Consider the following 14,978-nt stretch of genomic DNA (forward strand, 5'->3'; position numbering starts at 1 on the left):
ATTAATCACGCTAACTGGTGAAACATAAAACACAGATCATGAATAATCTGCCGCTGCTAAATGATTTACGCGTGTTCATGCTGGTCGCTCGCCGGGCTGGTTTTGCCGCCGCCGCCGAGGAGCTTGGCGTCTCACCGGCGTTCGTCAGCAAGCGGGTTTCGCTGCTGGAGCAAACCCTGCATGTGATGTTGCTGCACCGTACCACCCGTCGGGTCACCATTACCGAAGAGGGGGAGCGGATCTACGAATGGGCGCAGCGCATTCTGCAGGATGTGGATGAGATGATGGACGAGCTTTCCGACGTGCGTCAGGTACCGCAGGGAACGCTACGGATTATCAGCAGCTTCGGCTTTGGTCGCCGGGTGGTCGCCCCCGCGCTGTCGGCGCTGGCGCGCCAGTACCCACAACTTGAGCTGCGCTTCGATGTCCAGGACCGGCTGGTGGATTTAGTCAATGAAGGGGTGGATCTCGATATTCGCGTCGGCGACGATATCGCGCCGAATCTGATTGCCCGCAAGCTTGCGACCAACCACCGTATTCTCTGCGCGTCACCGCAGTTTCTTGCCCGCCATCCGCAGCCGAAGCAGCTTAGCGATCTGGCTACCTTACCCTGCCTGGTGATCAAAGAGCGCGACCATCCGTTTGGCGTCTGGCAATTGCACAGCAAAGAGGGTCAGCACGCGATCAAAGTGACCGGGCCGCTCTCCTCCAACCATGGAGAGATTGTGCATCAGTGGTGTCTGGATGGGCAGGGGATTGCATTACGTTCATGGTGGGATGTCAGTGAAAATATCGCCAGCGGCCATTTGGTACACGTGCTGCCGGACTATTATCAGCCCGCCAACGTCTGGGCGGTCTACGTGTCGCGGCTGGCGACCTCAGCCAAAATTCGCACCACCGTGGAGTTTCTGCGCCACTATTTTCAGCAGCACTATCCCCAGCAGTGTATCGTCAGCAGTGAGGAAAACAGCCGGCGACCAGCGCCGCCGGCGGAGGGCGTTACAGACGAGTGACGCTTTGCAGAATCGTCAGCGCGCGGGAGAATTGAGCATCCGGGATGGTCAACGGATAGAGGAAGCGAATGACGTTGCCATACTGACCGCAGGTCAACAGCAGCAGGCCCTGCTCCAGCGCCTGCTGCTGGATTTTCTGCGCAATCGCCGCCGAAGGTTCGCCGGTCGCCGGATCGAAGAACTCGGCGGCGATCATCGAACCCACGCCGCGCGCTTCCACCAGCGCAGGACACCAGCCCTTAACTTCCTGTAGCGTTGCCAGCAGGCGCTCGCCGAGGAACTGCGCGCGCTCGCACAGCGCTTCGTTATCAATGATATCCAGCACCGCATGCGCGGCCGCCACCGCCAGCGGGTTGCCGGCGTAGGTGCCGCCTAAGCCGCCCGGCGCCGGGGCATCCATAATCTGCGCGTTACCAACCACGCCGGAAAGCGGCATGCCGCCCGCCAGGCTTTTAGCCATCGTCATCAGATCCGGTTTATCGGCATAGTGATCCATGGCGAACAATTTGCCGGTGCGGGCGAAGCCGCTCTGCACTTCATCGGCAATCATCACGATGCCGTGCTCATCGCAGATGCGGCGTACCGCGGCAACCAGCTCTTTCGGCGCAACGTTAAAGCCGCCTTCGCCCTGTACCGGTTCGAAAATAATCGCTGCCACCTGTTTGGCTTCGATATCGGCTTTGAACAGGCGTTCAAGGGCGGTAATCGAATCGGCGGTGCTGATACCGTGCAGCGCTGACGGGTACGGCACGTGGTATACCGAGCCGGGGAACGGCCCGAAGCCCAGTTTGTACGGCGCGACCTTACCGGTTAGCGCCATCGTCATATAGGTACGGCCATGGAAACCGCCGCCGAAGGCGATAACGCCGGGGCGTCCGGTATGGGCACGGGCGATTTTCACCGCGTTTTCTACCGCTTCCGCACCGGTAGAGAAGAAGGCGGTTTTTGCCGGGCCTTTGACCGGCGCCAGTTCGTTGAGCTTCTCCGCCAGCGACACATAGCTTTCATAAGGCACGATCTGATAGGCGGTATGGGTAAATTGCTGTAGCTGCTGTTCAACCGCGGCGACCATCCGCGGATGGCGATGGCCGGTATTCAGCACCGCGATACCGGCGGCGAAATCGATATATTCATTGCCCTCGACATCGGTCAACGTGGCGTTTTGCGCGCTCTGGGCAAAGAAGTTGCACATAACGCCCACGCCGCGCGGGGTAGCGGAAAGACGACGCTGATGGAATTCATTGTTGCTCATAATAAACACCCTTTAGCAAAAGTTAATCACGGAACCGAACGGCAAATCAGACCCCAAGGCGGTCGCGCAGGCTGTAGTAGGCGGCGCCCATGGCGGTAAAAGGAATTCGCAGGCTGCGCCCGCCCGGGAACGGGTAGTGCGGCAGTTTGGCGAAGGCATCGAAGCGCTCGGCATCGCCGCGCAGCAGTTCTGAAATCAAGCGTCCGGCCAGATGGGTGCAGGTTACGCCGTGGCCGCTGTAGCCCTGCATGTAGTAAATATTGTTATCGAGACGGCCGAATTGCGGCATACGCGACAGGGTCAGCAGGAAGTTGCCGGTCCAGCGGTAGTCAATTTTCACCCCCTGCAGCTGCGGGAAGGTTTTCAGCAGCTTCGGCATAATCAGCCGCTCGACGTCGTCCGGGTCACGGGCGCCGTAGACCACGCCGCCGCCGTACAGCAGGCGGTTGTCGCCGGTAAGGCGGTAGTAGTCCAGCAGATAGTTACAATCTTCCACGCAGTAGTTTTTCGGGATCAGCGAGCGGGCTAAGTCCTCCGACAGCGGAGCGGTCGTCACGACCTGAGTGCCGCACGGCATGCTGCGTTTTGCCAGCTCCGGTTCAAGCTTGTCGCCGAGATAGGCGTTACCGGCGACGATCACGTAGCGCGCGGTTACCTGGCCGCGAGCGGTACTGACTACCGCCGGGCTGGTGTGCTGAATTCGGGTCACCGGCGACTGCTCATACACCCGGCCGCCGTTAAGACGAATGGCGTCCGCTTCGCCGATGGCGAGGTTCAGCGGGTGAATATGGCCGCCGCTGTGGTCGAGCAGGGCGCCGACGTAGCGGTCGCTGTCTACTTCGCGACGAATGGCATGGCTGTCGAGCAGCTCCAGTTGGGTATTGCCGTAGCGCTCCCAGTTGGCTTTTTGCTCTTCCAGCGTTTCCATTTGCTTATGGTTCATGGCCACAAACAGGCCGCCTGGGCGGTAGTCGCACTGGATCTGGTAGCGCTGGATGCGCTCGCGAATAATATCGCCGCCTTCGAACATCATGCTGCCGAGCATTTTGGCCGCATCCGGGCCGTAGTTCTTCTCAATAACGTCGATATCGCGGCTATAGGAGTTAACCAGCTGTCCGCCGTTACGGCCGCTGGCGCCGAAGCCGATACGCGCGCCTTCCAGCACCACCACGTCGTAACCCATTTCGGCCAGATGCAGGGCCGAGGAGAGGCCGGTGTAGCCGCCGCCGACGACGCAGACATCACAGGTGATTGATTCCTCCAGCGTCGGGAACGGTTCATATTTATTGGCGCTGGCGGCGTAGTAGCTAGTGGTATGTTCAGTCATGATCAAGACTCCAGAGCAATCCAGATGGTTTTCAGTTCGGTGAATTTTTCCAGCGCGTGCAGCGATTTATCGCGCCCGTTGCCGCTCTGCTTATAGCCGCCGAACGGGACGGTCATATCACCATCGTTGTAGTTGTTGACGAAGACCGAGCCGGCCTTCAGGCGGCGACTCATGCGGTGTGCGCGCGACAGATCGCGGGTCCACACCGCGGCGCCGAGACCGTAGTCGCTGTCGTTGGCCAGCTGCAGCGCCTGTTCTTCGCTTTTGAAGCGCGTGACGACCAGCACCGGGCCGAAGATCTCTTCGCGGCTGAGGGTTGAGGCCGGGTCGACATCGACGAAAATGGTCGGGCCGACGGCGGCAGGCCACGGATTTTTCCGCCCGTCGAGGAATAGCGTGCTTTTGGTTTCACCGCCGCGGATAAAGCTGTGCACGCTGTCGGCATGGGCGTTATCAATTAACATTCCCATGGTGGTATCGGGATCGAGCGGATTACCCGGCTGCCAGTTTTGCGCCTGTGCTTTCAGTAATGCCAGGAACTCGTCGGCGATGCTCTCTTCCAGCAGCAGGCGGGTGCCGGCGATGCAGACCTGCCCCTGGTTATAGAAGATACCGCCGGCGGTGGCGTTGACCGCTTTTTGCAGATCCGGACAGTCGGCGAAGACGATATTGGCGCTCTTACCGCCCGCTTCCAGCCACACGCGCTTCATATTGCTGTCGCCGGCATCTTTCAGCAGCTGTTTGCCGGTACGGGTGGATCCGGTGAAGGTGATGACTTCAACGTCAGGATGCAGCGCCAGCGCCTGCCCGGCCTCGTGGCCAAAGCCGCTGATCACGTTTAACACCCCGTCCGGGAGTCCGGCTTCTTTCGCAAGCCCTGCCAGTCGCAGGGCGGTGAGCGGCGATTTTTCCGAGGGTTTGAGTATTACGCTATTACCTGCCGCCAGCGCCGGGCCGAGTTTCCAGCAGGCCAGCAGCAGCGGGAAGTTCCACGGCACTACCGCGGCAATCACGCCAATCGGTTCACGAACGATCATTGCCAGCTCGTTGCCGCCGGTGGGCGCGACCTCGCCATAAACTTTATCCAGCGCTTCGGCGTACCAGCGAATGGCTCGGGCGGCGCCGGGAATATCGTCGCGCAGGCTGTGGCGAATCGGTTTGCCGGTATCGAGCGTTTCCAGCAGCGCCAGCTCTTCACAATGGGTTTCCATCAGGTCAGCAAATTTCGTGAGAACCGCTTTACGCCGGGCCGGAGAGGCCTGCGACCAGTCGCCGTTATCAAAAGCCTGACGCGCGGCTTTCACCGCCCGTTCGACATCGGCTTTTTTACCGCGGGCGACCTGCGCTAATGTCTGCTGTGCGGCAGGGTCGATAGTCTCGAAGGTGGTATTATCGGCCGCGGCGCAATATTCGCCGTTAATAAATAAGCGCGTTTCAATGGCCAGGTTTTTCGCTTTTTCCTGCCAGTAAGCCAGGTGCTGAAAATTCATCATGACTCCTTAAAAACATCATCGGCAAAATATAGGGTTCGGCGTTTTCAGGGGCTCAGGGCGCAGGGCGTCCCCGGGGTAGAAAACCGTCTCTTCGCCATTCACTGGCGTTAATTATCTTTGGGCCAGCAGGAAATAAGATTTCCGCGCTGCGCAGGTATTATTACTGCGAGTTCTTCGCCGCGGCGGAAATATTACATCCGCCGCGACAGGCCTGAAGAAAGCCTGAAACCTGCTCAGGCTAAGAAATCAGAATGTGGTGGGGGTGTGGGCACTGATAATGCGGCAGATACCTGCCGAGGTGTTGCTGAAGCTATGAGGGATGCCGGTATTAATGGCATAGCTCTGTCCAGCCACCAGGTGGTACGACTGACCGTTAATCGTCAGCACGATCTCACCTTCCAGTATGGTGCCTATCTCCTCACCCTGATGCTTAATTCTCTCCCCGGTTGTGGTCCCAGGCTGGTAAGTTTCAAAAATCATCGCCAGCGTACGGTTCGGATTTCCGTTATGAACCAGTTTCATTGAAACGCCCTGACTCCCCATTTCGATAAGATCGTCCTGATTAATGACGACCTGCGGCTCATCCGGCTTTTCGGGTTCAGAAAAGAATTCCGAGAGCGACAGCCCATATACTTTCAGCAGCTTTTGCAGCGTACTGATGGCAGGACTGACTTTGTCCTGCTCTATGGTGCTGATGGCACTATGTGTTAACCCAGACAGTTCGGCGGCACGACGCTGTGAAAGACCCAGCTGTTGGCGGATCTCTGACAGACGTTTCCCTGGCGCCAGTCCGTCATCGCTCATATTTGCATTTCCTTAACTGTAGTGGTCAGAGCCGCCGCTTTTCGGCGACATGGCTCTGACAGGCGGTGATAAAACCATCAAACAACATACGCGACAGGGCGTATTCGCTACTGTTCCATTCAGGATGCCATTGCACGCCCAGCGCGAAAGGGTGGTCGTTGACGCTGACCGCCTCAACCAGCCCATCCGGTGAACGGGCCTCCACGCGCAGACACGAACCCAGCGTTTTTGCGCCCTGGCCGTGTAGCGAGTTTACCCAAAACGTGTTGCAGCCCGGTATTAACTGAGAAAGTAAACCTCCTTCCTGCACCTCCACCTGGTGGGACGGCGCATACTGCTGCTCCACCGGTAGTTCAGGATCTTCGCGATGCTCCAGCAGTTCCGGCTGTTCAAACAGACGACGATACAGAGTCCCGCCGGTGGCGACAACCAGTTCCTGCAGCCCTCGGCAGATGGCGAAAATGGGGATGCGCCTTTCGAGCGCGGCGTTAATTAGCGCCATGCTCAGAAGATCACGCCCGGGGTCGGCGTCAGGCTCATCGCCGTTTTCACCATAAAGGTGCGGCTGCACGTTGCTGGGGCTGCCTGGCAGGTAGATCCCGTCCAGTTTATCGACTAACGCATCCAGCAGTTCCGGCTCGGCCAGCGCGTGCGGCAGGGCAATCGGCAGTCCGCCAGCGTTAACAATGGCATTCAGGTACTTTTCTTGCAGAGTCTGGGTCTGGTGACCCTTAAGCCTGTTTCTACACATCACGACGCCAATAACTGGCTTGTACATTATATTTTCCATGATCGCCCTCACAAAGTGGACTAAATTATGACCGCCTGTGGCTGATAAACGGCCATATCGTTCAATATTTTCTCAATCTAGCAGTGGAAATAGCCGTTTGCAAACTTAATTTAACATTTGACAAACATTTTGTTTGCATACACATTCGAAGGGTGGACATTATATTTGACGTTTTCAGTCAGGGTCCGAAAACTAAAACAACGGCGGTGAATCATGGATACCAATATCGTAGAAGTTGAGAATTTTGTTCAGCAGACGGAAGAGAGACGGGTAAGCGCGTTCGCTAAAGAAGTGAAGCGCTACCTCGAAACCTACCCCAACACTCAGTATGTCGATGTACTCCTCACAGACCTGAACGGCTGCTTCCGCGGCAAACGCATTCCGGTCGCCAGCCTCAGCAAGCTGGAGAAGGGCTGCTACTTCCCGGCGTCCGTTTTCGCGATGGATATTCTCGGCAACGTGGTGGAAGAGGCCGGGCTTGGCCAGGATATGGGCGAACCGGACCGCAGCTGTGTCCCGGTATTGGGCACGTTGACCCCTTCGGCAGCCGATCCGGAATACATCGGCCAGGTCCTGTTGACCATGGTTGATGAAGATGGCGCTCCCTTTGACGTTGAGCCGCGGAACGTACTCAACCGCCTCTGGCAGCAGCTCCGCCAGCGCGGATTGTTCCCCGTGGTAGCGGTAGAGCTGGAGTTCTATTTACTCGATCGCAAACGCGATGCCGAAGGCTACCTGCAGCCGCCGTGCGCGCCCGGCACCGACGACCGTAATACCCAAAGCCAGGTCTATTCCGTTGATAACCTCAACCATTTTGCCGATGTACTGAATGATATTGACGAACTGGCCCAGTTACAGCTGATCCCGGCGGATGGCGCGGTGGCCGAAGCCTCTCCGGGGCAGTTCGAAATCAACCTCCACCACACCGATAACGTGCTGGATGCGTGCGATGATGCGCTGGCATTAAAACGTCTCGTGCGTTTAATGGCGGAGAAGCATAAGATGCACGCCACTTTTATGGCGAAACCTTATGAAGAGCATGCGGGTAGCGGGATGCATATCCATATCAGCATGCAAAACAATAAAGGTGAAAACGTGCTGGCGGATGCGGACGGCGAGGATTCAGCCCTGCTGAAACGCGTGCTGGCCGGGATGATTGACCTGATGCCGGCGTCGATGGCGCTGCTGGCGCCGAACGTGAACTCGTATCGTCGCTTCCAGGCGGGCATGTATGTGCCGACGCAGGCGTCATGGGGGCATAACAACCGTACGGTAGCGCTGCGCATTCCGTGTGGCGATCGGCATAACCACCGCGTTGAATATCGCGTGGCCGGGGCGGACGCCAACCCGTATCTGGTGATGGCGGCGATTTTCGCCGGTATCCTGCACGGGCTGGATAATCCGCTGCCGCTGCAGGACGAGGTGGAAGGTAACGGTCTGGAACAAGAAGGCTTGCCGTTCCCAATCCGCCAGAGCGACGCCCTGTGGGAGTTTATGCAAAACGATCATCTGCGGGAGCGTCTTGGCGAGCGTTTCTGCCACGTTTACCACGCCTGTAAGAATGATGAGTTACTGCAGTTCGAGCGTCTTATCACAGAAACGGAAATTGAGTGGATGTTGAAAAACGCCTGATGGTCGCCCCGTAAGGGGCGCATTAGTTTAATCGGTAGCATCATACGGCCTGAGCGGAGCCTGGTCGTTCTTTTTTGCTGGGAGCCCAGCCATTTCCCGGATGTCGCGTTAAGGAGCGCAGGCGGCAACGGGGCTTCAGTTAACGACACAGTGTGTGACGAGGAAATGAGATGATGCAGATGTTCAAATATCCGCAGGGAGAAGGGGGCCTCTTTGGCCGCATTGGATGCCAACTTACCGCCGTTCATCGGTCCGTCTTACCCTTTTATTTACGCCTTACCCCCTTGCTAAGCAGGTTTGTTACCCGGTCTTTGTGCCCGCAAACTGTCGTCGGCATGGGGGGAATGCGTCATGGCTGCTAATCTTCCTGCAGAAAACGCCGCTCAGGCGGGGAAACCGCGTCTGCGTAAATCGCTCAAACTGTGGCAAGTGGTAATGATGGGGCTGGCTTATCTAACCCCCATGACGGTGTTTGATACCTTCGGCATCGTTTCCGGTATCAGCAATGGCCACGTTCCGGCCTCGTATTTGCTGGCGCTGGCTGGAGTGCTGTTCACCGCCATCAGCTACGGCAAGCTGGTGCGCCAGTTCCCGGAAGCGGGTTCGGCCTACACCTATGCGCAAAAATCGATTAACCCGCATATCGGTTTTATGGTCGGCTGGTCCTCGCTGCTCGACTATCTGTTCCTGCCGATGATTAACGTCCTGCTGGCGAAGATCTACCTCTCCGCGCTGTTTCCGGAAGTGCCGCCGTGGGTGTGGGTCGTAACTTTTGTCGCCATTCTGACCGCGGCGAATCTGAAAAGCGTTAACCTGGTGGCCAACTTCAATACCCTGTTCGTGCTGGTGCAGATCTCCATCATGGTGGTGTTTGTGATTCTGGTGGTACAAGGGCTGCATAAAGGCGAGGGCGTTGGCACCGTCTGGTCGCTGCAGCCGTTTATCAGCGAGAATGCGCATCTGATCCCGATTATTACCGGCGCGACGATTGTCTGCTTCTCGTTCCTCGGCTTTGACGCCGTTACCACGCTTTCTGAAGAAACCCCGAATGCCGCGCGGGTGATCCCGAAGGCCATCTTCCTTACCGCGATGTACGGCGGCATTATTTTTATCGTCGCCTCGTTCTTTATGCAGCTGTTTTTCCCGGATATCCATCGCTTTAAAGATCCGGACGCCGCGCTGCCGGAAATTGCGCTGTATGTCGGCGGCAAGCTGTTCCAGTCGATTTTCCTGTGCACCACTTTTGTTAATACCCTGGCATCGGGCCTGGCGTCACACGCCAGCGTGTCGCGCTTGCTGTACGTGATGGGCCGCGATAACGTCTTCCCGGAGCGCATTTTCGGCTATGTGCATCCGAAATGGCGTACCCCGGCGCTGAACGTGATTATGGTGGGCATCGTCGCGCTGTCGGCGCTGTTCTTTGACCTGGTGACCGCGACGGCGCTTATCAACTTCGGCGCGCTGGTGGCCTTTACCTTCGTTAATCTCTCGGTATACAACCACTTCTGGCGGCGCAAGGGGTATAACAAAACATGGAAAGATCGCTTCCACTATCTGCTGTTGCCAATGGTAGGCGCCCTGACCGTGGGGGTGCTGTGGCTGAACCTTGAGGCGACCTCGCTGACGCTGGGTCTGGTGTGGGCCGCGCTGGGATTGCTTTATCTGACCTACCTGACCCGCCGTTTCCGTAAACCGCCGCCGCAGTTTGATGCGACGAAAGCGGAGCAGGCCTGGGAGTCGTAATTTGCTGTTACCACGACAACCAGGCAGCCAGGCCTGATATCGAATAAGGGCTCCATGTTTATCATGGAGCCCTTTTTAATGACTTGAATATCTGCTTTACCCCATCTTTTTTTGTCGATTTTAAATGAACGGGTTTTATTTCCGCTGTGAATATAATGGCTCGATAATATTATATATTGCGGGATAATAAACTTATATTTTAATTTTGTGTTGCTGGGCGTATTATTTTTGGTCAGTGCTGTTTTATCAAAAGGATATTTGGTTATGACAGAACAAACTAAAATAATTCAATTGCAGGATACGTTAAACCGTTATTTGCTTTACTTTCCGCGAAGCAAAAGTACGGCTGTCGATGTGCATTCTTTTATAGGCGAAGAGACGCTCAGTAAGCCGTATCGTTATACCATCCGTTTTTCCAGTGTCGATGACAATGTTTCGGCTGGAGCTGTTCTCAATCAGATCGCGCAGTTTTATCTTCGGGCGCCTAATCCGAACGCGCGTTGGCAGAACGAGGCAGCCTGGGTGCCGGTACGTCAGATTAACGGCGTTATAACACAATTTACCCGCCTGAAGTCGTCCTCAGATGAGGCGCTATATGAGTGCGTGCTGGAGCATGAGCTTGCGCTGCTGGATAAAAATTATCGCTCAGCGGTGTATACGGATGTCACCGTGCCGGAAGTGGTTACGCAACTCATGAAAAATAGCGGCTACTTCAAAGGGTATAATATCGATTTCGACAGGCTGAGTTACACCTACCCTCGAAGGGAAATGATTATTCAGTGGAAAGAAACGGATCTGCAGTTTATTCGTCGGCTGTTGGCTGAAATTGGCATCTGGTTTCGTTTTGAGAATCACCATAAGGTTCAGACGGAAACCGTGGTGATTTTTGCTGACTCTGACAGTCGATACATTTACCGCGATAAAAAACTCCCCTACGTCCGCTATTCCGGGATGACCAGCTATGACGAGTATGTGACCGATCTGGAAGAGCAGCACTCGCTGATTCCTGAACAGGTATTAGTACGCACCTACAACTATCGCGATCCGTATTCTCCACAAGCTATTAAAACCATTATCAATAATGATATCCCGGAGGGGATTACGTCCGGGGGAGAGTATCACTACGCCGATCATTACCTCGCAGACGGCGATTTTCACGCAACAGAAGCTGAGACGGCCACATTTTACGCCCGCCTACGCTATGAACGTCTACTGAATGAGCAGACCCGGCTCAGTGCAACAACCAGCGATCCGGCGCTGCGGCCTGGCGTTATGTTTCACCTTACTGGGCCGGTACCAGACGGCTTCAAACCGGGTTTTTTGATTACCACCATGACGATTACGGGTAGTCGAGCCCGACATTACCACGCGCAGCTCGCCGGCATTCCGTATCTGTCAGGATACAACTTTCGACCAGAGTATCTGTCGCGACCTGTCATTGCCGGTACGGTGCCCGCGCGGGTGGCCTCTATCGGAAGGGATAAAACGTATGCCGGGGTGGATGCCAGGGGGCGTTACTGCGTGAAGTTTGATTTTGATCTCAATGAAAAACGCAGCGGCTTTGAAAGCGCACTCGTCCGGCTGGGCAGGCCGTACGCCGGCGACACTTACGGTTTTCATTTTCCGTTGCTGGATGGGACGGAAGTTGCCATTGCCTTTGAAGGTGGCGACCCGGACAGGCCTTTCATTGCGCATGTGATGCATGACGGCGCTCGCCCCGATCTGGTCACAAACCGTAATGATACCCGCAATATTATCCGCACGGCAGCGCTGAACAAAATCCGTCTGGAGGACCGCCGGGGTAAGGAGCATATCAAGATTTCGACGGAGCACGGCAAGGGGCAACTCAATCTGGGCCACCTTGTCGATGCGGAAGGAAAAAAACGCGGGGAAGGGCTGGAGGCCCGTACCGATGACTGGATGGCTTTGCGTGCGGCAAAGGGGGTGATGATCACCACGCAAGCGCAGCCGCGGGCCCAGGGGCAGCAGTTGGATATGACCGCCGCGATTACGCAACTGGAAAAAGCGCTCTCGCTGGCAATGACATTGCAACAAAGCGCACTGACGGCCGGCGCCAGTAATGTGGATACCGATCGGCAAAATACGCTCGGCCAGACGCTGAATAGACTCAGCGGTGCAGCTCTGCTGACCTATGGCGGGCAAGGACAGGCGCATGTGACGCCGGAAAGCCTGCAACTGTCCGCCGGACAGGATGTAATTACGACGGCAGGTCGTCACGCCAGTATGAACGTGATGAAGAAATTCTCGCTGGCCGTTGGCGAAAAACTCTCATTGTTTGCCCGCAAGCTAGGTATTCAGATGGTTGCCGGCGCCGGGGATATCACCACGCAGGCGCAGCGCGGCGCCATACATATGCTCTCTCAGCAGGATTTTACGCTCACCAGTACGGACGGGAGACTGCATGGCAGCGCCAAACAGGGCATACAACTGGTGTGCGGAGGCGGCGGGATCCGTATCAGCCCTGATGGCCAGGTCGAGATTTTCTCTCCTGTCGGGGTCGATATTAAAGGGCCGAATCTCAGGTATCTGGGGCCAGAAAGCGCGCAGGTGCAAGCACCTGCCTTTGATAAAGGAACCTTTACGCGTCGCTATCAACTGCATGCTTCTGACGATCCGGAACAGGTTCTGGCGAATCGTCCTTTCAGGCTCAAGAGCTCAACCGGCGAAGTGCTCGAGGGCGAGACGGACAGCAATGGTTGCTCTCCATTGCTCGATTCGGCCGATCTTGATTCGTACAAACTGGAGGTACTGTAATGGCTGGCGAGAAAAAGAAGCCGTATTGCCCGCGTATTGTGTCTGAGAATGATGTAGGAGTGCATAAATCGCTGGGGCTGGAGGCGCAGACCTGCAGGGTTGGCATTCCCCGACCGATGCCGGGGATAGTGATTTTGGTCCATGGCGTGAACGACGTCGGCGAGGCGTACCAGAATCAGGAGAAGGGGATTATTGCCGGACTGAAGAAACGGCTTAATCGGCCGGATTTTTACGCCCACGAATGGAAAGACTACCGAATCACCGTTCCCGGCCGTTCCCCCATCATCCCGTTCTATTGGGGGTATAAGCCTGTCACGCGTGAAGAGTACATGGGCGATCAACAGCGTTACCGGAATGAGGTCAGCAAGCTACAAGACAGCGCGCACCTGCCGTTTGACGCTTACCAGGAAGATAACGCCGATAAGAAAGCTGAACTGGGTAACGATGGCAAAGGTAGGTTTAAGTACCAGAACGACAACTTTAAAAATGCCCTTGATGTTAACTTTGCCAAAGGGGGCGGGACGTTCGCGAACGCCACAACGAACATCCCGGATATGCTCGGACCGGGTGCGGGAGGGGTAGCGTTAGCCGCAGCTGGATTTAGCACGCTGTACATGAACGGCGGTGATTTTACGCACCCTATTTTCCCTAATCCACATCGTATTTATCAGTTTTTTGCCGCGCAACGTCTGGCCGATTTAATCCTGACAATCCGACGTGATCTGACGACGGCAAATGATGTAATTAACATCGTCGCGCATAGTCAGGGTACGATCATCACCATGCTGGCAAATATGCTGGTAAAACAGGCCGGATATGATCCAGTTAACTGTGTCATTTTGAACCATTCGCCGTATTCGCTGGAAGGGCGTCTGAGTGAAGATATTCAGCCCGGGCACCACCAGACGGATAACGCCCGGCAAACGACCTTTAAAAATTTTTGTGCGTTGATGGCAACTCAGTACAAAGGTGGTGAAATATCAGAAGCTAACCTGCTGGCAATGGAAGGGGCCTGTACGTTACGAAAAGCGTCAGATAGCCCACTGCGGCAGGATGAAAAGTACCGTCGGGACAATAATGGCAAGGTCTATAACTATTTCTGTCCAAACGATGGCACGGTATCGCTGAAGAATATTCAGGGAATTGGCTGGCGGGGGATCCCCAGGAACATAGCCAGTGCTATTCCCAATCTGTATCAACGGGTGTTCTATCAGCATGGGCAGACCGGAATCGCCCCGACCGGAAAGCCTTTTGAGTTACCGCCATCACATAAAGGGGATGCGGAATATAGCTCTCTCACCAACACGGCTTATACCGCGCATGATGTTATCGTTAATGGAGAAGAACTGCCGCAGCCGTTCGTCTTTAAACTGCAGGGGCAGGATAACCATCCGGACAATGATCCGAAAACGAGCGATAAACCGTATACCGCGTATATCGATCCGGACAGTCCGGATGCCTATATCTCCTATTCAGCAAAAGCCTACGCTATCAAACGAACTCGCAGCGCCACCTATTCGCTTAGCCGTTACGCAAGCCTGAGTTGGCGCCCTGGCCATATTCTGACGGCGGATGAGCTGAAAATGGAAAGCTATGAGCGAAAGGTAGAAGTTATTCATGGTGAGGTCATTGGAACGAAAGACTTTTCTCAACTTACGCTGACATGGCTTAAACCTCGCGAAGAGCTTGAAAACGAATGGCAGAAAGCCGACCCAGTGGGTTACAGCCAGCATTCATCGATCGTTATGAGCGAATTTGCCCCATCCCATGCTATGGCGTTTGACCTGGCAATTGGTCCATGTCGTTCATTTGACTATAAAGCGGGTAAGTTCTGGGAAGATCTACTGCATCGTGCAGACTGGCGCGATCCTTTGAATGGAAATATCGCGGCTAAAGAATATTACCGTACAGGGAGGCTTCCGGGGGCTCAGACAAAGAATCATATGAATAAGCCGGATGAGGTGCTTCCACATGGCAATTATGGGGTGTTAAACGAATTTAACAATGCGACCAGGGTGAGGCCATCCCGCGACCTGGCTGCCGGTAATCAGGAAGTGGCAAACCTGCAGTGGGAGATGCCGAAACCCAAAAGTGACAGGGAACTGGGTATAGGAAACCAACGGTCAGCGCTCGATATCTAGGGAATATT

The 14,978-nt window shown here is 55.6% G+C and carries 10 protein-coding genes; 5 read left to right on the top strand and 5 right to left on the bottom strand.

What is annotated here, in order from left to right; genetic code table 11:
- The first annotated feature begins 17 nt into the window (after window positions 1-17).
- Window positions 18-1,013, top strand: a complete 996-nt coding sequence (locus EAE_RS16160; protein WP_164926746.1) for a LysR family transcriptional regulator — start codon at window positions 18-20, stop codon at window positions 1,011-1,013.
- Here EAE_RS16160 and puuE read toward each other — a convergent pair.
- From puuE to puuD, 5 genes are all read right to left on the bottom strand, one after another.
- Entirely contained in the window at window positions 1,000-2,265 is a 1,266-nt protein-coding gene (gene puuE / locus EAE_RS16165; RefSeq protein ID WP_015704978.1) for a 4-aminobutyrate transaminase, read from the bottom strand. The two genes, EAE_RS16160 and puuE, sit on opposite strands and share 14 nt — an antisense overlap.
- A gap of 46 nt (window positions 2,266-2,311) precedes the next feature.
- Window positions 2,312-3,592, bottom strand: a complete 1,281-nt coding sequence (locus EAE_RS16170) for an NAD(P)/FAD-dependent oxidoreductase (RefSeq protein WP_015367265.1) — start codon at window positions 3,590-3,592, stop codon at window positions 2,312-2,314.
- A 2-nt stretch (window positions 3,593-3,594) separates the two neighbouring features.
- A complete protein-coding gene (puuC, locus tag EAE_RS16175) occupies window positions 3,595-5,082 on the bottom strand; it encodes an aldehyde dehydrogenase PuuC (RefSeq protein WP_015704979.1) in 1,488 nt (495 codons plus the stop codon).
- A 249-nt stretch (window positions 5,083-5,331) separates the two neighbouring features.
- Window positions 5,332-5,889 (bottom strand): HTH-type transcriptional regulator PuuR, encoded by a 558-nt coding sequence (gene puuR, locus EAE_RS16180; protein WP_002898590.1) that lies wholly within the window; start codon window positions 5,887-5,889, stop codon window positions 5,332-5,334.
- Window positions 5,890-5,914: 25 nt separating this feature from the next.
- The gene (gene puuD, locus EAE_RS16185) at window positions 5,915-6,667 is read right to left on the bottom strand and encodes a gamma-glutamyl-gamma-aminobutyrate hydrolase (protein ID WP_164926747.1); all 753 of its coding nucleotides are present in this window, start codon (window positions 6,665-6,667) and stop codon (window positions 5,915-5,917) included.
- Window positions 6,668-6,892: 225 nt separating this feature from the next.
- On the opposite strand from puuD, the gene EAE_RS16190 reads away from it, so the two are divergent.
- The 4 genes from EAE_RS16190 to EAE_RS16205 all read left to right on the top strand — a co-directional run bounded on the left by EAE_RS16190 (window position 6,893) and on the right by EAE_RS16205 (window position 14,970).
- On the top strand, window positions 6,893-8,311 hold the full coding sequence (locus EAE_RS16190) for a glutamine synthetase family protein (RefSeq protein WP_015367262.1): 1,419 nt from the start codon (window positions 6,893-6,895) through the stop codon (window positions 8,309-8,311).
- 351 nt (window positions 8,312-8,662) lie between these two features.
- Complete coding sequence (locus tag EAE_RS16195; protein WP_015704981.1) at window positions 8,663-10,054, top strand: APC family permease; 1,392 nt, start codon at window positions 8,663-8,665, stop codon at window positions 10,052-10,054.
- 264 nt (window positions 10,055-10,318) lie between these two features.
- Window positions 10,319-12,829, top strand: coding sequence for a DUF2345 domain-containing protein (locus EAE_RS16200; RefSeq protein WP_015704982.1), 2,511 nt, complete (start codon window positions 10,319-10,321; stop codon window positions 12,827-12,829).
- Complete coding sequence (locus EAE_RS16205; protein WP_015704983.1) at window positions 12,829-14,970, top strand: T6SS effector phospholipase Tle3 domain-containing protein; 2,142 nt, start codon at window positions 12,829-12,831, stop codon at window positions 14,968-14,970. The genes EAE_RS16200 and EAE_RS16205 overlap by 1 nt, the downstream gene beginning before the upstream one ends.
- The last annotated feature ends 8 nt before the right edge of the window (window positions 14,971-14,978 follow it).

Origin of the sequence: Klebsiella aerogenes KCTC 2190, from assembly GCF_000215745.1 — a bacterium.
Lineage (GTDB): Bacteria > Pseudomonadota > Gammaproteobacteria > Enterobacterales > Enterobacteriaceae > Klebsiella > Klebsiella aerogenes.